This window comes from Collinsella sp. CLA-ER-H6 (genome assembly GCF_040092305.1).
GTDB lineage: Bacteria > Actinomycetota > Coriobacteriia > Coriobacteriales > Coriobacteriaceae > Collinsella.
The window spans coordinates 127232-150737 of the sequence record NZ_JBBNLS010000003.1 but is presented as its reverse complement, the minus strand read 5'-3'; the positions used below and the strand labels follow the sequence as shown (position 1 = coordinate 150737).

At 60.6% G+C, this 23506-nt stretch carries 19 protein-coding genes and 2 tRNA genes; 10 read left to right on the top strand and 11 right to left on the bottom strand.

Annotation, left to right across the window (positions count from 1 at the left end):
• Positions 1–214: 214 nt before the first annotated feature.
• Genes AAAX77_RS02275 through AAAX77_RS02265 form a run of 3 tightly spaced genes read right to left on the bottom strand, consistent with a single transcriptional unit; the run spans position 215 to position 4547 of the window.
• Positions 215–2626, bottom strand: a complete 2412-nt coding sequence (locus AAAX77_RS02275; RefSeq protein ID WP_349104584.1) for a YfhO family protein — start codon at positions 2624–2626, stop codon at positions 215–217.
• The gene (locus AAAX77_RS02270; protein ID WP_349104583.1) at positions 2610–3578 is read right to left on the bottom strand and encodes a glycosyltransferase family 2 protein; all 969 of its coding nucleotides are present in this window, start codon (positions 3576–3578) and stop codon (positions 2610–2612) included. Before AAAX77_RS02270 ends, AAAX77_RS02275 begins: the two co-directional genes overlap by 17 nt.
• Positions 3579–3584: 6 nt before the next feature.
• Positions 3585–4547 carry a glycosyltransferase family 2 protein gene (locus tag AAAX77_RS02265; RefSeq protein WP_349104582.1) on the bottom strand — a complete coding sequence of 321 codons (963 nt, stop codon included), beginning with the start codon at positions 4545–4547 and terminating at the stop codon, positions 3585–3587.
• A 160-nt stretch (positions 4548–4707) separates the two neighbouring features.
• Here AAAX77_RS02265 and AAAX77_RS02260 point away from each other — a divergent pair, with 160 nt between their 5' ends.
• The 4 genes from AAAX77_RS02260 to AAAX77_RS02245 all read left to right on the top strand — a co-directional run bounded on the left by AAAX77_RS02260 (position 4708) and on the right by AAAX77_RS02245 (position 7525).
• Positions 4708–5553 carry an ABC transporter permease gene (locus tag AAAX77_RS02260; RefSeq protein ID WP_022094778.1) on the top strand — a complete coding sequence of 282 codons (846 nt, stop codon included), beginning with the start codon at positions 4708–4710 and terminating at the stop codon, positions 5551–5553.
• 11 nt (positions 5554–5564) lie between these two features.
• Positions 5565–6332: an ABC transporter ATP-binding protein gene (locus AAAX77_RS02255; RefSeq protein WP_349104581.1), complete on the top strand. Its 768-nt coding sequence runs from the start codon at positions 5565–5567 to the stop codon at positions 6330–6332.
• Between the two features lie 54 nt (positions 6333–6386).
• Positions 6387–6463: transfer RNA gene (locus AAAX77_RS02250), tRNA-Arg, on the top strand.
• Between the two features lie 75 nt (positions 6464–6538).
• Positions 6539–7525, top strand: a complete 987-nt coding sequence (locus AAAX77_RS02245; RefSeq protein WP_349104580.1) for an acyltransferase — start codon at positions 6539–6541, stop codon at positions 7523–7525.
• Between the two features lie 61 nt (positions 7526–7586).
• On the opposite strand, the gene aroQ is transcribed toward AAAX77_RS02245, so the two are convergent.
• The 8 genes from aroQ to aroF form a co-directional block, all read right to left on the bottom strand.
• Positions 7587–8024, bottom strand: coding sequence for a type II 3-dehydroquinate dehydratase (aroQ, locus tag AAAX77_RS02240; RefSeq protein WP_349104578.1), 438 nt, complete (start codon positions 8022–8024; stop codon positions 7587–7589).
• 64 nt (positions 8025–8088) lie between these two features.
• Positions 8089–9339 (bottom strand): shikimate kinase, encoded by a 1251-nt coding sequence (locus tag AAAX77_RS02235; protein WP_349104577.1) that lies wholly within the window; start codon positions 9337–9339, stop codon positions 8089–8091.
• Entirely contained in the window at positions 9340–10485 is a 1146-nt protein-coding gene (pheA, locus tag AAAX77_RS02230) for a prephenate dehydratase (protein WP_349104576.1), read from the bottom strand. It abuts the gene before it with no gap.
• Positions 10486–10524: 39 nt separating this feature from the next.
• Positions 10525–11622, bottom strand: a complete 1098-nt coding sequence (gene aroC / locus AAAX77_RS02225; RefSeq protein WP_349104575.1) for a chorismate synthase — start codon at positions 11620–11622, stop codon at positions 10525–10527.
• Between the two features lies 1 nt (position 11623).
• Complete coding sequence (aroA, locus tag AAAX77_RS02220) at positions 11624–12943, bottom strand: 3-phosphoshikimate 1-carboxyvinyltransferase (protein WP_349104573.1); 1320 nt, start codon at positions 12941–12943, stop codon at positions 11624–11626.
• Positions 12937–14043, bottom strand: coding sequence for a 3-dehydroquinate synthase (aroB, locus tag AAAX77_RS02215; RefSeq protein ID WP_260698862.1), 1107 nt, complete (start codon positions 14041–14043; stop codon positions 12937–12939). The genes aroA and aroB overlap by 7 nt, the downstream gene beginning before the upstream one ends.
• A gap of 36 nt (positions 14044–14079) precedes the next feature.
• On the bottom strand, positions 14080–14994 hold the full coding sequence (locus AAAX77_RS02210; RefSeq protein WP_349104571.1) for a prephenate dehydrogenase/arogenate dehydrogenase family protein: 915 nt from the start codon (positions 14992–14994) through the stop codon (positions 14080–14082).
• A gap of 3 nt (positions 14995–14997) precedes the next feature.
• Positions 14998–16020 carry a 3-deoxy-7-phosphoheptulonate synthase gene (gene aroF, locus AAAX77_RS02205; protein ID WP_022094767.1) on the bottom strand — a complete coding sequence of 341 codons (1023 nt, stop codon included), beginning with the start codon at positions 16018–16020 and terminating at the stop codon, positions 14998–15000.
• A 202-nt stretch (positions 16021–16222) separates the two neighbouring features.
• Here aroF and AAAX77_RS02200 point away from each other — a divergent pair.
• The 6 genes from AAAX77_RS02200 to AAAX77_RS02175 all read left to right on the top strand — a co-directional run bounded on the left by AAAX77_RS02200 (position 16223) and on the right by AAAX77_RS02175 (position 23470).
• Positions 16223–16299 (top strand) — tRNA-Arg (locus tag AAAX77_RS02200).
• 76 nt (positions 16300–16375) lie between these two features.
• Positions 16376–19099 (top strand): HAD-IC family P-type ATPase, encoded by a 2724-nt coding sequence (locus tag AAAX77_RS02195; RefSeq protein WP_349104570.1) that lies wholly within the window; start codon positions 16376–16378, stop codon positions 19097–19099.
• A 103-nt stretch (positions 19100–19202) separates the two neighbouring features.
• The gene (locus AAAX77_RS02190; protein WP_349104569.1) at positions 19203–20345 is read left to right on the top strand and encodes a zinc ribbon domain-containing protein; all 1143 of its coding nucleotides are present in this window, start codon (positions 19203–19205) and stop codon (positions 20343–20345) included.
• A gap of 107 nt (positions 20346–20452) precedes the next feature.
• On the top strand, positions 20453–20995 hold the full coding sequence (locus AAAX77_RS02185; protein ID WP_006236059.1) for a peptidylprolyl isomerase: 543 nt from the start codon (positions 20453–20455) through the stop codon (positions 20993–20995).
• A gap of 11 nt (positions 20996–21006) precedes the next feature.
• On the top strand, positions 21007–22311 hold the full coding sequence (locus tag AAAX77_RS02180) for a tetratricopeptide repeat protein (RefSeq protein WP_349104568.1): 1305 nt from the start codon (positions 21007–21009) through the stop codon (positions 22309–22311).
• Positions 22312–22438: 127 nt separating this feature from the next.
• On the top strand, positions 22439–23470 hold the full coding sequence (locus AAAX77_RS02175) for a rod shape-determining protein (protein WP_006236061.1): 1032 nt from the start codon (positions 22439–22441) through the stop codon (positions 23468–23470).
• The last annotated feature ends 36 nt before the right edge of the window (positions 23471–23506 follow it).

Sequence of the window (23506 nt, the reverse complement as noted above, 5' to 3'; positions counted from 1 at the left end):
AACGGCAACGGCGACAGGGTCGTGCCGGTATCGACTGCCGACTACTACGCGAGCGCCGCCGGCCCCGTCGCCCCGCGCCCGGTCCACTCCGCGCTCGACCTTTCCAGGCTCGAAGCCGTGGGCTTCCATATGCCCGACTGGGAGGAAGAGCTAGGGGAGTACCTCAAGACGCTCTAGCCGCTATCAACTTTTCGAGAGCAAAAGCCGCCGCTTGTTAACGGCGGCTTTTCTTGTGCCTGGCGTATAGCCCCGCTGCAACAAGGGCGGCGGCGGTCGCCAGACTCACTGCAAGCCCCGCAAGGGCGCCCGGAGTCTTGTAGGTCATCACGATCCTATTCGCGCCTTTCTGCATGTTCAGGGACGACAAGCCCTTATCGGCGGCGGGCGTTAGTTCTGCGGCGGCTCCGTTAATCGTTACGCTCCAGCCGTCATCGTACGGGACACTCAGCAACAGGTTGCCATCGTTCTTGGCGGTATACTCGCCCTCAATCTTGCCGTCTTCAAAAACTGTCGGAACAAACTCATTTGCCTTGAGCTTGTCGATAATCTGCTCAAAGACTTCCAGATTGAGGGCGTAAAAGACCGGCTCATTGTCTTGGGGCATGTCTGTATAGCCCTCTGCGACTCCGATTGACACCGTATGTTGGCTCGGGGCGTCCGATGCGTCTGCAATCTGTCGGATATTGTTGTCGAATCTCCAAGCCTCGTTTTTGATTGTTCGCTGGTCGATGGTAAGAGTGACGGGCCAATAACTGCCGGCGGTCGCATCTCTGTTGATGTATAGATACCCGATGGAGCTTGCCGGTACAGTAACGCTCCATTGCTTTAAGCTATTGCTATTCTCCGTGCTCGTGGCCTCGATCTTGGTATAGAGCTCGACCTCGCGGCCTAGGATTTTGCTGTAGAGGTCGTTCTGCTTTTCGAAGGGGTTCTCGATCTTTAGCGTGCTGTTTTGGATATCGCTTGAGGCCGCGACGCCAATGCTGAGCGCATAGGGGTTCTCGTACACCGCGCTTGTGGAGTCGGCCTGATTCGTCTTGGCCGAAACGTATCCCGCAGGCGCGTTTTCGGCAATGGCGTACTTAACTCCCAGCAGGGCATCGACGGCAAGAATGGGTTCGGCATAACGGGTCGAAAACTCGCCGGCGCTGCTGTATCCAAGGGAGTTGAGCAGTGCGATGGCCTGCGGGTTGTTGGCAGACGAATACGAAGACAACTGGTTGTACCCAAGCGCCAGGCCTTCGTTGAGGGCGGCACTGTCGACGCGTGTGGTCGTGCGGTCAACGCGATAGAACGACGCCGAAGTCTGGTCTTGAATGGTCGTGATCGTGTCGGTTGCGGTGGCGACATAGGCGCTGTTGGCTTCTTCGGAATAGCCTGTGTACAGCTGATTCCACATGACATGGGCGTTTGCAAATAGTTCAATTGCCGTGAGTGCCAGGAGTGGCAGGATAATGGCTGGACAATGGGCTCGACGTAATGTTGACCGCTCTTTGAGTTTCTGCAGCGCGTATCCTGCGGCCCACAGCGCAAAGAAGCTCAGCAAAAAAGCCGTGCGTGAGTAGAAGCCATTGGGAACGCGCATGCCGCACCAGATATACTCGAGCGGGCTCAAAACGGAGCTTGCGACCAGGATTATCGTGACGACGAGTGTTGCGATGCGCGTCTTGATTGAAACCGTGCGGTTAACCAGCAGGCTCGCCGCGAGCAGCATCATGATGATGCCGCAATAGAACTGCGGTGTGCTTTCGTTGTTTACCCACATGCAGGGAAGAAAGCCCCTGATGAGCGACTTGAGGCTGGTTTTAAGCAGGGGGCCAAGTGCCAGAACGGGACCGCCCTTGGACATGGCAAGGATGGTCGGCAAAAAGGTCCAGGCGGACAGGAGCAGCCCAAGCGCGATGGCCCCGGCGAATCGTAGGGCCCGATCGAGCATGAGCTTCCAGCTAAATCCTTCTTCTGCAACATAATCGACAAATTCGACCAATACGAAGATGCAGAGGAACAGGAGGCTGATGTAGGCCGTATACCAGCAGAACATGACATTGAGCGCCGTTGCGATGACGAGGCGGATCATGCGCTGCTTGCGGATGAGCTCGTAACAACCGTAGGCGCAAACGGGAAGCAGAATCAGACAGTCGATCCAGAGCGGGTTGCGCAGGTTGCTGACGGTCCAGCTGCAAAACGTGAATGACGCGGAAAGCAGGAATGTCGCGGGTTTGGATAAGTCAAAGCGCTTTTGCACATACCAAGCGCTGCTAATGTGGATACAGCCAAGCTTGAGTGCGCTGATGACGAATACGAAGAGCGTCAGCTTGTCTGCGGGAAACAGCACGCAGAGCAGGTTGAAGGGGCTGGCGAGGTAGTAGCTATAGAGCCCCCATGTGTTCATGCCGAGTCCCTGCGAGAAGGAATAGCGAAGGTTTGCCTCGCCTAAAAGGACGCGGCGAAACCACGCGAAGAAGTCGATGTATTGGTATTTGAGATCGTTGGTGAGAAACGAGTTGTCGCCAAAGGGGTAGACATGTCCCGCCGCTGCAAGTGCGACAAAAAGTGCGATGGAAAACGTGAAGCAGGCGGCGTAGAACGCCACGTTCTTGAGCGTGCTGTTATTGGGCCGTGTCATCAGATTCCTCGTTGGATTCTCGAATGATATAGATGGGGCGGTGCTTGGCCTCCAAGTAGGCTTTTGCTAGGTACTCGCCAATGATTCCCAGGCACAGGAGCTGCATGCCGCCAAACAGCGTAATGAGGCAGGCAAGGGAGGGCCATCCGCCTACGGGATCGCCCCAAACAAGCGTTTTGACCAGGATGACGATAAATCCCAGGATGGCGATGAGGCAGAAGACGATACCCGTGAGGGCGGCGAGGGAGAGTGGCGCCGTGGAAAACGCGACGATGCCGTCGATGGAATAGAGGAGCAACGACCAAAAGCTCCATTTGGTCTCACCGGCCACGCGGTTGACGTTTACGTAGGGGAGCCATTTGGTCTTGAAGCCGACCCAGCCGTAGATGCCCTTGGAGAATCGATTGTATTCGCCCATGGAGATGATGGCGTTGACCATAGGTCGTTTCATGAGCCTAAAATCGCGTGCTCCGTCGACGATGTCGGCCTTGGAAATGCGGTTGATGATCTTGTAGAACATACGGGCGCAGAACGACCTGATGGGAGGCTCGCCTTTGCGGGTGGTCCTGCGCGTAGCGACGTTGTCGTAGTCTTCGGTTTGCAAGACCTCGTACATCTGCGGCAGCAGCGAGGGCGGGTCCTGCATGTCGGCGTCCATGGTGGCGACATAGTCGCCCTTTGCGTGCTGGAGTCCGGCAAACAGTGCCGCCTCCTTGCCAAAGTTGCGTGAGAAAGAGTGCCAGTGGATGACGTATGGATGCGCCGCCGCGGCTTCTGCCTTCATGAAGACGAGCGTTTTGTCTGCCGAGCCATCGTCGATGAGGACGGCTTCAAAGGAAATGCTGGGGTCTTGCTGAGTCATGATGCGAACGACGCCATCGAGCTCTTTGAGAAAGATCGGAAGCGATTCCTGCTCGTTGTAGCACGGAACGACGATGGAGATGAGCGACATGTCGATTTACCTCTCGTTCGTTTTGTCGCTGCGATAGTCATCGAAAGCGTATTTGCTGTACACGTTGACCTCCCACTGCTTTTTTTCGACCTTTGCCACGGAATCCAGGATGAATCCGGTCGCGAGGCTCAGACCGCACAGGAACATAAACGAGGCGGCGAGCATGGCGGTGGGGAAGCGCGGAACGAGGCCGGTCTGGAAATACTCGACAACGATGGGCATGCCCAGGGCGAGGCCGATCACCGCAAACAGAAGCGCAACCAGGCTGAAGAACTTCAGCGGGCGGTAGTCCTTGAACAGCGTGCCGATCATCGCAACGACTTTAATGCCGTCGCTTACGGTGTTGAGTTTGGACTCGGAACCCTCGGGACGGTCGCGGTACTCGATGGGTACATCTTTGATGCGCCAGCGGTGGTCGACGGCGTGGATCGAGAGCTCGGTTTCGATCTGGAAGCCCTCGGAAAGCACAGGGAAGGTTTTAACGAACGGGCGGCTCATGGCGCGGTAGCCGGTCATGACGTCATCGAAGCTGTAGCCATAGATCCACTTGATCATGGCACGGACCAGATTATTGCCAAAGCCGTGGAAGGCGCGCTTGTTTTCCTCGGCGTAGGTGCCGTTGGACAGGCGATCGCCGACGGTCATATCGGCTGTGCCATTAAGAATGGGCTCGCAGAGGGCTTTTGCCGCTTCGGCGGGGTAGGTGTCGTCGCCATCGACCATGAGGTAGCAATCGGCGTCGATATCGCGAAACATCTGGCGGCACACGTTGCCCTTTCCCTGACGGGGCTCAAAGCGGACTGTGGCGCCGTGCTCGGTGGCAATGCGTGAGGTATCGTCCGACGAGTTGTTGTCATAGACATAGACCGTCGCCTGCGGAAGCTCGCGGTGAAAGTCGTCGATGACTTTGCCGATCGTGAGCGCTTCGTTGTAGCAAGGGATGATGACGGCGATGGATTCAGAATTCACTTAATGCTCCTTATACATTCAATCCTAGAAAGTATAGCCGTTTGGGCCCGGCATCCTAAGATGTGGGTTAGTTCTCCAGTTTTGTTGCGCGAATCGTTTGCATGGCCGTCGGGTCTATACTGTTCGTTTGTCAACGATTACGAGTAAAGGAGTTGCATCCGTGTCGGATCAGACAAAGCAACAAGAAACTCGCAGTCTGCCTGCGACGTTTGCTAAGAACGAATTTGAGAAGGACGCGTTTATCCTTCGTCAGCTGGTTACCAAGGATTTTAAGATCAAGTATCGCCGTAGCGTTCTGGGCGTCGCATGGTCGGTGCTCAACCCGCTGCTGATGATGATCGTCATGGCCATCGTGTTCTCGACGATTTTTGGCCAGGGCCGCAATGGCTCAATGACGCCCGAGATGTACCCGCTGTACTTGATCGTGGGTAACATTACCTTTGCCGTCATGTCTGAGTCTACTAACCAGGCCCTGACGTCGATCGTGGGCGCTGCCCCTCTGCTCAAGAAGGTTAAGGTGCACCGCTGGGTCTTCCCGGTGCAGAAGGTGCTCTTCTCGCTGGTCAACTTTGCCTTCTCGCTGGTCGCCGTCGCCATCGTCATGCTGTGGTTCCGCGTTATGCCTTCTTGGCACCTGATTCTGTTGCCGGTTTGCCTGCTGCTGCTTATGTGCTTCTGCATGGGCCTGGGCATGATGCTCTCTGCCCTTACGGTCTTCTTCCGCGACGTTATGCATCTGTGGAGCGTCGTCATTACGGCGTGGACTTACATTACGCCCATCTTCTGGACGACTGACTATATTGCGCAAATGCCGCATCTCGTGCGTATCTTGATGTATGCGAACCCCATGTTCAACTACCTGCAGTTTATGCGCGATATCTTCCTGTTCCAGACTACGCCCTCGCTTATGACGTTTGGTATGTGCGTCGCTTGGGCGGTTCTTGCGCTTATTATTGGCTATACCGTGTTCCATAAGTCCGAGCGCAAATTTATCCTCTACATCTAAGGAGTGCTGTGATGACTGAATCTGTTGTTGATTGCAGCGAGCAGCCTCTGGCTGTCGAGGTCGACGACGTCACCATGATCTTTAACATGGCGTCCGAGTCGCTGACCAACCTCAAGGAGTACTTCATTAAGCTTGCCAAGCACGAGCTGTTCTTTGAGGAGTTTAGGGCGCTTAAGCACATCTCGTTTGATATTCATCGCGGCGAGGTTGTGGGTCTGGTCGGCACCAATGGCTCCGGCAAGTCTACGATGCTCAAGATTATCGCTGGCGTTCTTGAGCCTAGCGAGGGCAGCGTTAAGGTGCACGGTAACATCGCGCCGCTGATTGAGCTTGGCGCCGGCTTTGACCCCGAGCTGACCGCCCGCGAGAACATCTATCTGAACGGCGCCCTGCTCGGCTATACCAAGGAGTTCATCGATGCCAACTTTGACGGCATTATCGAGTTCGCTGAGCTGCAGAACTTTGTCGATATGCCGCTTAAGAACTTCTCCTCGGGCATGGTGGCGCGTATCGCCTTTGCAATCGCGACGATTACCGAGCCCGATATTCTGATCGTAGACGAGACGCTGTCCGTCGGTGATGTGTTCTTCCAGCAGAAGTGCGAGGACCGCATCCAGCACTTTATCCAGAGCGGTGACGTGACGGTTCTGTTCGTTTCGCACTCTATGGAGCAGGTTGAGCGCATCTGCCAGCGTGCCGTTTGGATTGAGAAGGGTGACCTTCGCATGGACGGCCCGGTCGATGAGGTCTGCAAGGCGTACCGCGAGCAGTTCAACTAGGTTATAATTACTTGCGCCTGACAGGCTTGTGCTTGCTTGGGCGTGCGGTTATTTGCTCCATTAGCTCAGTTGGATAGAGCAGGGGACTTCTAATCCCAAGGTCGACGGTTCGAATCCGCCATGGAGCACCATCGTTTATTAAGCCCGGGCCGCTAGGTGGTCTGGGCTTTTTTCATTTTGTGTGCTGCGGTTTTGAAGGGTTCGCCATGGGAAGCAAAGGGCTCGACTGGATCGATATTGCAAAAGGGATTGCAATTATTCTGGTCATTGTGGGGCACACCGTCCCAAATCCCTCTCCCTTGAGGCACGCGATCTTCTCGTTTCACATGCCGGTGTTCTTTATTCTTGCCGGGTATACGTTTAGGCCGAAGCCGTGGCGCGAGCTGCTGAGTGGTTCGGTGTCGCGCCTGCTGGCGCCGTATGTGGTTCTTGCGCTGGCGTGGCAGGTGCCGACGTTCTTGATGAGCGGCACTCCGTTGACGAGCGGTACGCTGGTTGCGGGGCTTAACACGCTTGTGTTTGCCTCGGGCGTTGATGTGCCTGGGCTTGGCGTTACCGCCGTTGGCATGGCATGGTTTCTGGCGGCGCTGTTTATGTCGCGCCTGCTGTTTAATGCGCTCACGCGGCTGTTTGATCGCCGCGGGATTGGGGTTGTTTGGCAAGGGGTTGTCTGTGCCGCGATTGCCTTTTGCGGTTTGAGCGTGTCTCGCTATTTTGGTGTTTACCTGCCGCTCGATTTGGATTTGAGCTGCTACATCGTCTTGCTGATGTGGGTTGGCTATACGGCCCGCCAAAGGGGGCTGGAGCCGAGCGCGAACAAGCCTCTGCTATTTATTGGAGCCGGTGTCGCTTGGCTTATCCTTGCCGCGCTGAGTGGGCTTGAGCTTTCGAGCCGCCGCGTGGATGGGTTTGTGGTTGCGACGGCTGCCGCTCTTGCTGGCAGCTATTGCGTGTGCTGGGTTTCCATGGCGCTGGAGAAGCTGAAAGACGTACCGGTTTTGGGGGCTTTTGAGCGAGGACTCGTGTTTTGCGGACTAGCCAGTCTGGCGATCTTTGCGATCCATACAGTCGATTGGTTTATTCCTTGGCAGACCATGCCTCTGCTTATGACGCTGCCAGCATCGTGGTTCTTCGCGTCATTCGTACGCTGCGGATGCGATATTGGATTGGCGTACGTGATCAAGAAGGCGTAATAACAGCGGGGAGGACCAACTTGGCCCTCCCCGCTGTTGTTTATTCAGTAGTGTTGCGGTCTTACTTTTCGAGATACTCTTTCAACAGCTCTAGCGCATGTGCGTAGCCCTGCAGGCCCTCGCCGGTGATGGTGGCGAAGCAGGCTAGGCGTGCATAGCTCACTTGGCGGAAGTCCTCGCGGGTCTCGACGGCGCTGATGTGAACCTCGACGGCAGGGATGGCGACGGCCTTGAGGGCGTCGAGGATTGCCACGCTCGTGTGCGTGTAGGCCGCCGGGTTGATGACGATGCCGTCGACCTTGCCGTAGGCCTCCTGGATCTTGTCGACGATGCTGCCCTCGTGGTTAGACTGGAAGACATCGACCTCGTCAAAGCCCTGTGCGGCGCCCGCTTCCTGGCAGATCTGCACTAAGCGGTCGTAGTTGTCGCTGCCATAGATGCCCGGCTCGCGAATGCCGAGCATGTTGAGGTTGGGGCCGTTGATGACGAGTGCTTTCATGGTTGCTTCCTTTGCGGTTGGAAAACCACCACAAAGGTGCCTGTCCCCTTTGTGGTGGTTTTGGTTAGAGAGCGGGTGGGAGGGTGTCGAGGAGGGCCTGGGCGGTGTTGGCGGCGCAGTCGCGTGAGTCGATGATGTAGTCGGCCCAGGCGCGGTAGCGCGGCATACGCTGCTCGGCCAGCTTGTCGATGCCGTCGCGCGCGGTGATGGGGCGGCCCTTGTGGGCGAGCTCGTCGAGCTTGCGGTTGAGCATCACGATCTGGCTGTTCTGGTGCAGCAGCGGATAGTTCTCGTCGCGTGTGACCACGCCGCCACCGGTGGAGAGCACCAGGCCGCTGCGCTTGGAGATGTCGGCCAGCGCCGCCGTCTCCTGCTCGCGGAAGGTCGCCTCGCCGCGCTCGACGATATAGTCGGCGCAGGGCATGCCTAGACGCTCCTCAAGCGCGCGATCCAGGTCGATGTGCTCGCGGCCCGTGAGCTGAGCGATCTGCTCGCCCACGCGGGTCTTGCCCGAGCCTGGCATGCCAATCAGGGCGATGTTCTGCTCACGGCGCGACAGGCGCTCCGTTACGTCCAGGATGCGCTCGCGCGGGGTGGCTTGGCCGGTATAGCGCTCGACGGCCTGTGCCGCTTGGGCCACGAGCATCAGCAGACCGCCGATGCAAGGGATGCCGCGGCGCTCGGCCTCGAGCATGAGTCCCGTGCGGGCGGGGTTGTAGACAATGTCGATAACGCCTTCGAGCGCATCGAGCCCTTCGAGCGTGCAAGGCGCGTCGGGGCAGTGGGGGAACATGCCGGCGGGCGTGCAGTTGACGAGTAACGTTGCATCGGACTGCTGGGAGATGTTGTCGTAATTGACCTCGCTCGTGCGGCCGACGGGCACGACAATGGCGCCCAGGTCTCCCAGCACCATACTTGCCGTGGTGCCGGCGCCGCCGGTGGCTCCGAGCACGAGAGCCTTCTTGCCGGCAACCTCAACCCCCAGCTCCTCGACCAGGCACTGAAAACCAAAGTAGTCGGTGTTGTCGCCGCGCAGGCGGCCGTCGGGCAGGCGCGTGATGGTGTTGACGTTGCCCATGCGTTCGGCCAGCGGACTCAGCTCGTCAAGATATTCCATGACGGCGCGCTTGTAGGGGATGGTCACGTTGGTGCCCTCCCACTCGTCGCCCGTCATAAAGGCCGTGAGGTCCTCGGGCTCGCGCTCAAAACGCACGTACTCGAGCCCAGCGAGCTCTTTGTAGATGGTCGGGGTGTAGCTGTGGCCCAGCACACGGCCCAGCACGCCGTAGGGGCGGGTTGCGGCGGTATCGGTCATCTAGAGCACCTCCGTGTAGCTGCCAAAGTAGGTGAAGCTCTCGCACACGTCGTCGATGGAATCGAGCAGGTCGTCGAGGGCCTTGCTGCCAAAGGGGCAGTCCAGGTCAAAGTAGAACATAAACTCAAAGTCGTGCCCGGGGATGGGGCGGCTCTCGAGCTTGATGAGGTTGATATTGAGCGCATAGAAGCGCTCGAGTACGCGATAGAGCGCGCCCGGCTCGTTGGCCGTGGTGATCATGAGCGAGGTGCGATTAGCGCCGGGGTAGACGCGCGGCTCGCGGCCGATGACGACAAAGCGCGTGTAGTTGTTGTCCGAGTCTTGGATATTGGGCTCCAGCACCTCGAGGCCATACAGCGTGGCACAGCTGCGCGAGGCGATGGCGGCGACGTCGGTGCGCTCGGAGTTGGCGACCATCTCGGCCGACATGGCCGTGTTTGGGTACTTGGTGGCGTGCAGGTCGTGGGACTCGATAAAGCCGGCACACTGGGCAATGGCTTGGCCGTGGCTGTAGACCTCGCGCACGTCGGCGAGCTTGGTGCCGGGCTTGACGAGCAAGTTGTGGTCGATCTTGAGGCGAAGCGAGCGCACGATGTGGAAGTCGAACTGGGCGAGCAGGTCGTAGACGGCGTTGACCGAGCCGGCGGTGGAGTTCTCGATGGGCAGCACGCCAAACTCGCAGAAGCCGTCGCGCACAGCGCGCATAACGCCTTCGAAGGTCTCGAAAAACGCGATGTCGGGCACGTCGAAGAGTTTGCACGCGGCGATCTGGCTATAGGCTCCTTCCACGCCCTGACAGGCAACGGTGGCCGTTTGAGGGAAGGCCGTGTCGGAGGCTGCAGCCGTGGCGTGGGCCTTTTGCGAGACAGTGATGCCCTTGAGTTCGTTGATGTAGCGCTGCTGCTCGGCCTTGCTCATGCTCATGAGGAGACGGAACAGGGTGATGGTCTGCGCCTCGTAGCGCTCGGGCGCGCGACTGGCGAGGTTGTTGAGTTTGGAGCGCTCGCGGGCGGGGTCGAAGACGGCCTTGCCCATCTCGATTTTTGACTTGGCGACCTCGGTGGCAATGTCCATGCGCTCGATAAAACTGTTGAGGAGCGTGGTGTCGATGCCATCGATGGCCTGGCGGATGTCAGCAAGGTCCATAGGGACCCCTTTCGTGAATCATTGCCCGGGGTGGGCGGGTTAGCGCTGGGCGGCGTCCTCGAGGAGGGCGTCCCAGATGGCGAGCGCCGCGGCTGCTTCGGCAACGGGGACGGCTCGGGGGACGATGCAGGGATCGTGACGACCGTGGACCGAGAGTTCGACATTTTCCATGGCGTCCATGTCCACGGTCTGCTGCTCGCGGCCAATCGAGGGCGTCGGCTTTACGGCCATGCGCCACATGACGGGCGCGCCGGTGGAGATGCCGCCCAAGATGCCGCCGGCGTTGTTGGACTCGACCTCGATTTCGCCGGTCTCGGCGTCGATTCGATATGGGTCATTGTTCTCGCTGCCGCGCATGGCGGCCACGGCAAAGCCCATGCCAAACTCCACGCCCTTTACGGCGGGAATGCCAAACGCGATTTGCGCGATGCGGTTCTCGATGCCGTCGAACATGGGGTCGCCGATGCCCGCGGGAAGCCCGTAAATGCCGCACTCCACGATGCCGCCGATGCTGTCGAGTTCGTCGCGCGCGGCTAGGATCTCCTCGCGCATGCGGCCGGCTGCGGCGGCGTCAATGCACGGCAGATCGTTCGTAAGGATCGCCTTGCGGTCGGCCTCGCGATAGACCATATCGTCCATCGGCAGGTCGGAGATGCCGCCGATTTGCGCGACGTGTGCCATGACCTGAATGCCGCGGGCCTTAAGTGCCTGCAGCGCAATGCCGCCGGCGATGCACAGGGGTGCCGTTAGGCGGCCGGAAAAATGCCCGCCACCAGCGACATCGTGCATGTTGTGATACTTCACGCGCGCAGGGAAGTCCGCATGTCCGGGACGGGGCTTGCGGCGCAGCTCGGAGTAATCATTGGAGCGCGTGTTGGTGTTCTCGATAATCGCGGCGATGGGCGCGCCGGTGGTATGTCCATCGACAACACCGGCGATGATGTGGGCGGCGTCGGCCTCGCGGCGTTTGGTCGCGGTCTCGTCGCGACCGGGGGCGCGACGGTCGAGGAAGGCCTGCAGCTTCTCCTGGTCCACGGCGATGCCCGCCGGGATGCCATCGAGCGAGCAGCCGATAGCGGGGGAGTGCGATTGGCCGAAGATGCTCAGATGCAAGACGTTGCCAAAGGTCGAGGACATGCTATTCCTCCTCGAGTGTGACTTTGCCGCCCAGCAGGCGGTAGTGGTCGAAGAAATCGGGATAGGACTTGTTGACGGCCTCGGCGCCGTGGATCACGACCTCGCCGGTGGCACGGCTCGCGGCGATGGCGGCCATCATGGCGATGCGGTGGTCGTTGTGCGAATCGACCTCGCCGCCGGTAAAGGCATCGACGCCCTTGATGATGAGGTCGTCACCGGCAATGCGCACTTGTGCGCCCAGCGCGGTGAGCTCGCGGGTGGTGGTGGCCAGGCGGTCGGATTCCTTGATGCGCAGGCGGGCACAATCGCGGATAAAGGTGCGGCCCTGTGCCAGCGATGCCACGGCCGAGATGACGGGCACCAGGTCTGGAATGTCGTGGGCACTCATCTCAAAGCCAGCGAGCTTGTCGGACTGCACGGTGGCGGCGTTGGTGGAGCGCACGATGCGGGCGCCAAAGCGCGAAAGCGCGGCAAGCACATTGCGGTCGCCCTGTGCGGAGCTCAGGGACACACCCTCGACGGTGATGGGGTCGGTGCCGATGGCACCGGCACACAGCCAAAAGGCGGCGTTGGACCAGTCGCCCTCGACGGCTACGCTGCCGGGCGTACGGTACGAGCCGCTGCTCACGCGGAAGTTCGTGACCTCGGGCTGGCCGTCCTTGGCCGGAATGCGCTCGACGTTGACCTCGACGCCAAAGGCCTTCATGGCCTGGATCGTCAGGTTGATGTAGGGGCGGCTCTCGATGAGGCCGGTCACCTGCACGCAGGAGGGCTTGGCCAGCAGCGGGGCTGCCAACAGCAGGCCCGAGATATACTGCGAGCTCACGTTGCCCGGCAGCACAAAGGTGCCCGGGCGCATGCGGCCGCTTGTCTTGAGCGGAAAACCGCCCAGACCCTGCAGGTCGCAGCCGGCGGCGATGATCTCGTCCGAGAGCGGGGACAGCGGACGGGCGCCCAAGCGTCCCTGACCCACAAAAGTTGTTTCTGCGCCCAGCGCGCAGGCGACGGGCAGCATAAAGCGCAGCGTGGAGCCGCTTTCGCCGCAGTCAAGCGTTCCGCCGGCAAGTGCCTTGAGCAGGCCAAACTCAATACTCTTCATAGTGGGATGGACCTGGAAGCCGTCCTCGACGGTCTCGATGCGAGCGCCCAGGGCCGTAAGGCAACGTACCGTGGCCTCGATGTCGGCGCAGGTAGTGTTGCAGGTAACGTGCGTCTCGCCGTTGGCAAGCGCAGCGCAGATGATGAGGCGATGCGCCATCGACTTGGACGCGATGGCGGGAACGGTGCCCTTAAGCGGGGACGGGGTGATGCGGGCTAGCATGCGAATGCGTCTCCCTTCTGGCCGAGGCCCTCGGCAATGAGTTCGTGGAAAGTGGAAAGCGGCGTGCGGTCGATGCTGCAGCGGCCGATGCCGTGCGGAATCACCAGGTCGATGGTGTCGCCCGCGCGCTTCTTGTCGTGGAGCGCCTCGGCAAAAACGGCATCGGCATCTAGGTCGCAGCGGGTCTTGAGGCCATGGCGGGCGCAGAGCTCCTCGATACGACCGGGCAGTGCAGCATCGCAAATGCCGTGCAGGGCCGCGGCGCGCGTGATGATGCCCATGCCGATCGACACGCAGTTGCCGTGTCCGAGCTCAAAGTGCTCGCAGGCCTCGACGGCGTGTCCGGCGCTGTGTCCAAAGTTGAGGAGCTTGCGCTGGTTGGTCTCGCGCTCGTCGGCAACGACCACGGCGCGCTTGATGTCGATATTGCGGGCGATGATGAGCGCTACGCGCGCCACATCGCGGTTGAGCAGCTCCAGCGTGAGCGGGGTCTTCTCCAGCTCGGCGAAAAGCTCCGGGTCGGCGATCACGGCGTGCTTGACGACCTCGCCGCAGCCGTCGGCGAACTGCTCGGGCGTGAGGGTGGCTAGGCACCCCACGTCGGCGATAACCACGCTCGGCTGCCAAAAGGCGCCGGCCAAGTTCTTGCCGGCAGCCAGGTCGATGGCGGTCTTGCCGCCCACCGACGAATCCACCATGGCGAGCAGGCTCGTCGGGATCTGCACAAACTTACAGCCGCGCATGTAGGTGGCGGCCACAAAGCCCGCCACGTCGCCCACGACGCCGCCGCCGAGTGCCACGATCACGTCGGAGCGCGAAAGCTCGTGCTCGGCCACAAACTCCAAAATGGCAACATAGGTTTCGGCGCGCTTATGGGCCTCGCCGGCCTCGAAGGTGCAGATGCTTACCTCGTAGCCAGACGCCTCCAGGCTCTGCTTAACGGGCATCTGGTAGAGCGGGCCCACGTTGGTGTCCGTTACGATGACGGCCTTGGCGCCGCCGGCAGTGGCGCGCACGAGCGGTCCCGCCTGCTCCAGCAAAAACGTGCCAACATGCACCTGGTAGGGGCGTGCAGTGTCGATATCGATGGTAATCGCCATAAGCTTCGGTCCTTTCGACCTGGCGTGATAGGTGGTCTAGTGGGAGGCCTCGTCGTCGAGTGCGCGCTTAATGCGGTCGCCCTCGGCAAGGAGATTCTCCAGATAGCGCTGGTCGCGGTTCTTGAGCGCACGGCTGTAGGCGCCAAGCGAGTCGATCAGGTGGTCGATCTCGAAGGCAAGCGCGTCGGCGTCGTCGATCATGAGCTCGGACCACATTTGCGGGTTGAGGTGCGCCACGCGGGTGAGATCGCGGTAGCTACCGGCCGAAAAACCGTGGTGGACCTGGGCGGTCGGGCTCTTTACGTAGGCGTTGGACACCACGTGCGCAAGTTGGCTCGTGAAGGCGATGACGCGGTCGTGCTCGGCGGCGCTGGTCACGCTGAACTTGCCAAAGCCCAAGGGGCGCACCATCTCGCGCACCTGGCCCAAAAGCTCCAGTTTGAGTGCATCGTCCACCGCGGGCGGCACGAGCACGAGCGGCGCGCCCTGGAACAGGTCGGCGCGGGAGTGCGCATAGCCCGAGTACTGCGTGCCCGCCATGGGGTGCGCGCCCACAAAGTAAAAGCCGTGCTCGCGGGCAAGCTCAAAGGCGCGCTCGCACACGATACCCTTGACGCCCACCGTGTCGATCACCACGGGGCCCATAATGGCCTCGGTGTCGGTGGCGTCGGCGAGTGCCTGGGCATGCTCCTCGAGCCACTCGATGCAGGCCTCGGGGTAGCAAGCCAGGACGATGATGTCGCATTCGCCGAGTGTCTTGTCGTTGAGCTCTCCGGCGACAGTGCCCATGCTGGCGGCCGTCATGACGTCGTCATCGGGGTCCCAGGCCAGCACGCGGACGCCCGCCTGCGCATAGCCGCGGGCAAAGCTTCCGCCGATGAGGCCCAGGCCCACGATACCGGCGCACTTGGGGCCGCCCTGGTTAACACGCGCGTTTCTCACCGTACCCATGGGCTACTCCATGGTCTCTTGGCAGACAACTTCGCGGATTGCTCGGATGCGGCGCATGGTGTCGTCGAACTGATCGGGGGTGAGGGCCTGGGCGCCGTCGGACCAGGCACGGCTCGGCTCGTCGTGGACCTCGATCTCCAGGCCGTTGGCACCGCAGGCGGTCGCCGCGAGCGCCATGGGCTCAACGTAGCGGGTGTAGCCGGTGGCGTGGCTGGGGTCGGCGACGACGGGCAGGTGCGACAGGTGGTGCAGCACCGGCACGGCGTTGAGGTCGAAGGTGTTGCGGGTGCGGGTCTCGAAGGTGCGGATGCCGCGCTCGCACAGGATGACGTTGTCGTTGCCCTCGCTCATGATGTACTCGGCTGCCATAAGCAGCTCGTCGATCGTGCCGGACATGCCGCGCTTGAGCAGGATCGGGGTCTGGGTCTTGCCGACCTCCTTGAGCAGGGGGAAGTTCTGGGCGTTGCGGGCGCCGATCTGCATGACGTCGATCTTCTTGTCCAAGAAGACCTGCACGTCGCGCGGGTCCATGATCTCGGTGACGATCGGCATGTCGAGCTCGGCAGACGCCTCGCACAGCAGGTCGAGGCCGGCGGGGCCCATGCCCTGGTAGGCGTAGGGGGAGGTGCGGGGCTTGTAAGCGCCACCGCGCAGCATCGTGGCGCCGGCGGCCTTCACGCGGCGTGCGATGCGGATGAGGTTCTCGCCCTCGACGGAGCAGGGGCCGGCGATGACTTGGAACTGGTCGCCGCCGATCTTGACGCCGTGGCCGCAGTCGATGACGGAGTCCTCGGGGTGGAACTTGCGGTTGGCGCGCTTGAACGGCTCGGAGACGCGCTGCACGCGCTCGACGACATCCATGGACTCGAGCAGGAACGGGTCGATCTTGGTCGTATCGCCCACCAGGCCGATAATCGTCTCGTTCTCGCCGCGCGAGACATCGGTCTTCAGACCCTTTTTCTCAATCCAGCTGACGATATGGCTTACGGCCTCGTCGCTGGCGCTCTGCTTTAAAATTGCAATCATGGTGTGCCTCTCACCTCGATGGATAACTTTTGCAAAAACGGCCCGCATCGCGAGCCGTGTATATGGTGCATGTGAGTTTATACTATCTGACTCGCTTTTGCCTTCTAAAGTGGGCCGTTGCGCCTCGTCTCCCACGGAATTGCAAAGCTTTTTCTTTTCTTTTGTTAGCCCGTGGTGCACTTGGGTATAATGCCAAACGTTGGCCCTATTAGCTCAGGGGATTAGAGCGTCTGCCTCCGGAGCAGAAGGCCGTTGGTTCGAATCCAACATGGGGCACCATCGAACGTAAGACCGTCCGAACCTCGCATGGTCCGGGCGGTTTTTCTTATACCGACGCGACGTGATGGGACGTGGTATGGCAGCAACGGATATCGAGCGCGGACTCTCGACCGCCGAGGTCGAGGAGCGCATCGCCGCCGGTAAGATCAACCGCAACATGGAGCTCAAGACCAAGTCGGTCAAAGAGCTCATCATCGAGAACCTCTGCACGCTGTTCAATTTGATCAACGTGATCTTGGCGTTCCTGGTCATTTTGACCGGTTCGTTTAAGAATCTGACGTTCCTGTTCGTGGTGTTCCTCAATACCGCTATTGGCGTCATTCAGTCCATGCGTTCCAAGAAGATGGTCGATAAGCTCACGCTGCTGACCTCCAAGAAGGCCATCGCGGTGCGCGACGGCGCCGAGGTGGAGCTCGACCTGGACCAGATCGTGCTCGACGACATCATCCGCTTGGGGCGTGGCGACCAGATTCCCGCTGATGCCGTGGTGGTTTCGGGCGAGGCGCTCGTGAACGAGAGCTTGCTGACGGGCGAGAGCGACCTTATCAAGAAACAGCCCGGTTCCGAGCTCATGAGCGGCAGCTTTATCGACTCGGGCCTGCTGCGCGCCCGCGTGATCCATGTCGGCGCCGACAACTACGTGGCTAAGATCAATAACGAGGCCAAATACGTCAAAAAGGTTAATTCCGAGATCATGAACGCGCTTAACGCCATCGTGCGCTTTGCGAGCATCATCATGATCCCGCTCGGTTTGGCGTTGTTTGCTTCGAGTGTGAGCGAGCTGTGGGATGCCGCGGGAACCCCGGGTGATAGCGCGCTTTCGTGGTGCTTCTCCGAGTTGTTGGCTGGTCATGTGCCTTCGTCGGCGCTGCTGTCCACGGTGGGCGCCCTGCTGGGCATGATCCCCCAAGGCCTGGTACTGCTGACCTCGTCGGTGCTCGCCATCGCCACGGTGCGCCTGGCCCGCCGCAAGGTGCTGGCACAGCAGCTTTACTGCATCGAGACGCTCGCTCGCGTCGACGTGCTGTGCCTGGACAAGACGGGCACCATCACGTCGGGCCGCATGGAGGTCGAGGGCACGTATCCGCTGCCGGTTGAGGGCGTGAGCCTAGGCGCCGGCTCGGATGAGGCAGCTGTTCCCGTCGATACCACGGTGCTCGATTTTGCGCTGGCTAACGTGGCGCGTGCGACTTCGGCCGATGCCAACGAGACCTGCCAGGCGCTGCTCAACTATTACGCCGATCGTCCGGTCGAGGTGTCTGAGCCGCTGTCGGTCATTCCATTCTCGTCGTCTAAAAAATGGAGTGGCGCTTCGTTTGCGCAGGGCTCCTATGTGATGGGCGCGGCGCAGTTTGTGCTCTCTGATCGTGTTTTTGCCCAGGTCGAGAACCGTGTCGCCGAGCTTGCCGATACCTGCCGCGTGCTCGTGGTGGCGCGCGTGGACGGCTTTACGCCCGATGGCGATATGGTGGGCGAGGCCGAGCCCGTGGGCTTTGTGACCATCCGCGACGAGATTCGTACCTCGGCGGCCGAGACCATCGGCTACTTTAACGAGCAGGGCGTGACCCTCAACGTGATCAGCGGCGACGACCCGCGTACAGTGTCGTCGATCGCGCGCGTGGTGGGCGTGCCGGGGGCGGACGCTTATGTGGACGCCACGACGCTCGATACGCCGGCCAAGCTCGATGCCGCAGTGGACCGCTACCATGTCTTTGGTCGTGTGACCCCGCAGCAGAAGCGCGAGCTCGTGCAGGCGCTCAAGCGCCGCGAGCACACCGTGGCCATGACGGGCGACGGCGTCAACGACGTGCTGGCGCTCAAGGAGGCCGACTGCTCCGTGGCCATGGCGGCTGGCTCCGATGCCGCACGTAACGTGGCCGAGATCGTACTCGTCGACAACGACTTTGCCTCGATGCCCGCCGTGGTGGCCGAGGGCCGTCGCTCCATCAACAACCTGCAGCGTTCGGCCTCGCTGTTCCTGACCAAGACGCTGTTCTCGATGGGCCTGGCGGCGCTGTGCATTGCACTGCCGCCGTACCCCTTCGAGCCCATCCAGATGACACTCATCAACTTCTTCTGCATCGGCGCGCCGGGCTTTGTGCTGGGTTTGGAGCCCAACAATGCTCGCGTGAAGGGGTCATTTTTGACTAACGTACTCAAGCGTGCGCTGCCGGCGTCGATTGCAGTCATTTTGGCTGCGGCGCTCGATATCTTTGTGGCGCGCGTGTTTGGCTTTAGCCAGCTCACGCTGTCTACGATGTGCCTGCTTACGTCGTGCGCGGCGAGCGTCAGCCTGATCTGGCGCATCTCGCAGCCTCTCACGCCCTTACGTGTGGTGCTTTTTGTGTTTGTAGTCGCCGGCATCCTGGTGGGCGTTATCGGATTCCCGGAGCTGCTGTCTATTGCCAACCTGTCGATAGGCCAGATGGTTATCTTGGCTGTCATCGTGATCTTTACCTGCTCGGTGTTCTTTAAGCTCGCCACGATGATGGATTCGCTCAAGCCGCGTCGTCGTCATGCCGCAACTGGTTTTGGCCGTGGTGTGCGCGTTCACCTGGGTCGCGGTGGCGGCAAGGTGAGCTCGACGGGTTCGACGGCCGAGCGTTTTGCCAAGCGCGTCGCCGCCGACATGGCGCAGCGCCGCGAAGATCGCACCGCTCGCGAGGCCGAGGCCCGCGCACTTGAGGGCGTGGCCCAGGCCCAGCCCAAGAAAAAGAAGAGTACCGGAGCCAAGCGCTCTCGCGTGACCAAGTCCGCCCAAGGCATCAAAGTCTCGATGCCAAGCAAAAAGAAGAAGTAGCTACGCGCCCTGGCGATGTTGAATTGGTGCCTTGTTCCTGTGGGGCCGTGGCGATGTTATGCTCTAACCTCGATTGTTTGAATTGCTTCGAAAAGAGGATGCCGTGATCTGCCCGCATTGCCTTAAGACTATCGAGGACGGCGCCTCGTTCTGCCCCTACTGCAACGCCTATGTGGGTCCGGGCGATGGTCCCGAGCACACCGAGTTCGTGTTCTGTGAGGGCTGCGGTGCCCGTCTTTCTCCACATGATCGTACGTGCCCCAAATGCGGACGCCCCGCTCCGGGTATCCTCTCCGAGGACGCGGCCGCATCCGACCTGGCAGCGGGCCGCACGGCGGGCTTTCCGCGCCTAACGCAAGAGCAGATCGATACCGAGGTGCCTCATGCGCCGGCCTCTGCCGCTGCGGTGCTTTCGGACGCCGCCGACCCCAATGAGACCTGCGTGCTGCCGGCTTTCGATAAGGATTTCGGTATTCCCAAGGTCGATATTCCCACGCCCGTTTCCCTGCATGACGATGCTCAAAAACCCAAGCGCAAGGTGCATCCCGACGAGGACGCCTATCACAAGCACAAGCGTCATATCCCCAAGCCGCTCATCGTCATCGCGGTCCTTGCCGTCCTTTGCGGCGGTGCCTATTGGTTCGTGACGGCCGATCCCATGGGTGTCATGCCTGGCTTCTATGACCAGTTTGGCCAGGCTGCGCAGACCACCTTCCCCACGCGCCAAAAGGGCGAGGCGACTGTGGACGATACCAAGCAGGACGATTCTGCCGAGGTGGTCCAGGAAGAAACCGTGCTGACTGATGATCAGCTCTATACCAGGCTCGACGGTCTGTATCAGACCGTCGTGTCCTACGGTGACGAGGACCAGATCGGCGAGGTCATCGATTCTTTTAACAACGGCTATCTTCGAACGCCGCTGTCTACCCGTCAGGAGCTGTCGCAGAGTGCCTACGCCCTGCGCGACCAGATCAAAAAGACGCAAGATGAGCTTAACAACCTTAAGTATCAGGACGATACGGTCTATGCGGACGACATCGCCCACTTAAAGCAGCTTGCCGAGTGGATGTACGAGCGCGTCGACGTGATCTGCCAGAGCTGGGACATCTCGCTGGCCATTCCCGATGGCGAGTCGATGAGTTCCCACCAAAGCGAGATCCTGGCGCCCATCGCACAGGGCGGCAACAGCGCGCTGAATCAGTACGACGCCAATGTGGGTTCCTGGAAGCCGCAGCAGCGTTCCTAAAATTAGTTCGCCATAGCCGGCATAACCTACGTGCGCAATTGATGTAAGCGCATGCTTATTGCTACAATTCGTACAAATATGCTTTAAACGCACGAGGAAGGAACCACATGTTTGGTTTTAAGAAAGAGCTCTACACGCCCGAGTATCAGCTTGCCGGCGACGAGTGCGCCGTTATCGAGACGTCGAAGGGTACCATCAAGGTCAAGTTTGACGGCGAGGGCGCTCCCATTCATGTCGCGAACTTCTGCGAGCTTTCCACGATGGGTTTCTATGATGGCCTTAAGTTCCATCGCTATGTGCCCGGTTTTGTCATTCAGGGCGGCGACCCCAATACCCGCGATATGTCCGGCGCCGACGTCGCTGCCGGTCTTGAGGGCCCCGACGGCATGCCCGGTACCGGTGGCCCTGGCTACTGCATCAAGGGCGAGTTTGCCACCAATCCGCGCAACAGCCATGTCGATGGTGCCCTTGCCATGGCACGCTCCATGGACCCCGATTCCGCGGGTTCGCAGTTCTACTTCTGCCTGGGCGCCCAGCATAACCTCGATTCCGGTTACACCGTCTTTGGTACCACGGTCGAGGGTCTCGATGTGATTTCGCAGCTGCGTGCCGGCGACGAGATCGTCCATGTCGAGATCGTTCACGAGTAAAGGGGACTTCCTTGAATAGCCAGCTGATCCAACAGGGCCGCGCCGCCTACCGCGCGGGTGATTTTTCCGCTGCAGCCCAGATGCTTGGGGCGGCAAAAACTCCCGATGAGATTATGGGCGAGGCCGATCACCTTCGTGGCAACGCCTTGATGCACCTGGGCATGTATGCCGAGGCCGCCGAGGCCTATGCCGCCGCCCTCAACGACGGCACCTATGGCAAGCGCGGCGCGCTGCTCACCAACCGCGGCAAGGCGCTCGCCGCCGTGGGCGACTACACGACGGCCGCCCAGGCGTTCTCTGCTGCTACGCAGGATGCTTCCTATGCCACGCCGTTCAAGGCCTATCTGGGCCTGGGTAATGCGCTGTTCCAGTCGGGCGACTATGCCAACGCGGGTACTGCCTTCCGTCAGGCTGCCATCGACGGCGCCAATCCGGCTCCTGCCGCCGCGCTCGGCGAGCTTGGTCGTTGCTTCATTAAGCTCGGCCGTCCGGCGGATGCCGTGGAGACCTACCGCACGGCTATCGACTTTGCCGGCCCCCGCGACGACACGCGTGCGCTCAACGCCGGCATGGGTCAGGCGCTTTCTGCCGCCGGCCGTCCCTCCGACGCACTCGACGCCTTTAACGCCGCTACTGCCGATGGCATCTACCAGCTTACCTCCGAGCAGGCCGACGAGCTTGCCCGCGTGCACGATTCGCTTGCCGCGCTGTCTGCCCAGACGGCTATGGCCACGGCTCCGGCGCCCGCGATGGACGCTCCTGCCGTCGATCCGCTCGATCCTACGGGCGCGACCGGTCAGTTTATGCCCGATCCCTCGGACACCGGCTTCTTTACGCTGTCCGAGTCCGAGATGGTCCAGCAGGACCGTCAGGATCGTAAGCAGGCCAAGGTCCGTCGTCGCCATCGCCACACGGGTCTCAAAGTCTTCATCGTGCTGCTTCTGCTCATTTTGATCGCCGCGGGCGGTCTGGGCTTTGCCTACACGCGCGGCTTCGGTTTCCCGTCCCAGGAGTCTGTCGTTTCCGATCTGTTCCAGGCTGCCGGCGACGGTGACACCGCAAAGGCTGAGTCTTGCCTGGCCTCGAGCCTGTCCGAGGACGCTAAGTCGATGATCATCTCCTCGATTCCGCAGGGTGCCACCGTGTCCGTCGAGGGCATGGATCAGTCCATGACCGAGACGACCGCTAAGGTGAAAGCATCGCTGTCCAAGGGCGGCGAGCAGGAGTACACCGTCAAATTCGTGCGCTCCGACAACCATATCGGCTGGGCCGTTTCCTCGCTCGATATGGATTTCTCGGCTGCTGACAACCAGTAGTGACCTTATGGGATTTAGCTTTGCCCGGCGCTTCACCGCAAGTGAGGTGCCGGGCTTGCGCTAGTATGATGAGCTAGTAGTTTTCCAGCAATCATCCAACACATCAGGAGTTGCGTTGTTTTCTTTGATGGATATGTTCTTCGGTAGCTATGCGGGCGATCTTGCCATCGACCTCGGTACCGCAAATACGCTTGTCTCCGTGCGCGGCAAGGGCATCGTCATTCGCGAGCCCTCTGTTGTCGCCATCGACAAGAACGACGAGCGCATCCTGGCGGTCGGTATCGAGGCAAAGCGCATGCTCGGCCGTACGCCCGGCAACATCGTGGCCGTTCGTCCCCTGAAGGACGGCGTCATCGCCGACTTCGATGTTACCGAGGCCATGCTTCGCTACTTTATCGACAAGGCTTCCGAGAAGCGCTATCCGTGGACCCCGCGTCCGCGCGTTGTCGTCTGCGTTCCCTCCGGCGTCACGTCGGTCGAGAAGCGTGCCGTATTTGAGGCCACGATCCAGGCCGGTGCCCGCCAGGCCTACTTGATCGAGGAGCCCATGGCCGCCGCTATCGGCGCCGACCTGCCCGTCGAGGAACCCACCGGCTCCATGGTCATCGACATCGGTGGCGGTACCACCGAGGTTGCTGTTATCGCTATGGGCGGCATCGTTGTCTCGCAGTCCATCCGTATTGCCGGCGACGAGTTCGATCAGGCCATCCTCACGCACGTTCGTGATGCCTACAACTTGGCCATCGGCGAGCGTACGGCAGAGGACATCAAGATCAAGGTCGGCTCCGCCGTGCCGCTCAAGGACGAGCTCGACGTCGAGGTCAACGGCCGCGACGTGATTACCGGTCTGCCCAAGACCGTGCGCATTGAGAGCGAGGAGATTCGTCGCGCGCTCAACAAGCCGCTCGACGAGATGGCCAAGGCCGTCAAGGACGCACTCGATGCCACGCCGCCCGATCTTGCCTCGGACCTTATGTACTACGGCATTTTGCTGACCGGTGGTGGCGCGCTGCTACGTGGTCTCGACGTGCGCCTGCGCGATGAGACCGGTGTTTCGGTCAACGTCAGCCCCACGGCGCTCGATAACGTCGTTAACGGCTGCGCCCGCGTGCTCGAGGCCAATGCGTTTGATGGCGGCTTCGTCCAGACCAATGCTTAATTTCCAAAAGGTGGATTCCATTTGGCACGATCTTCG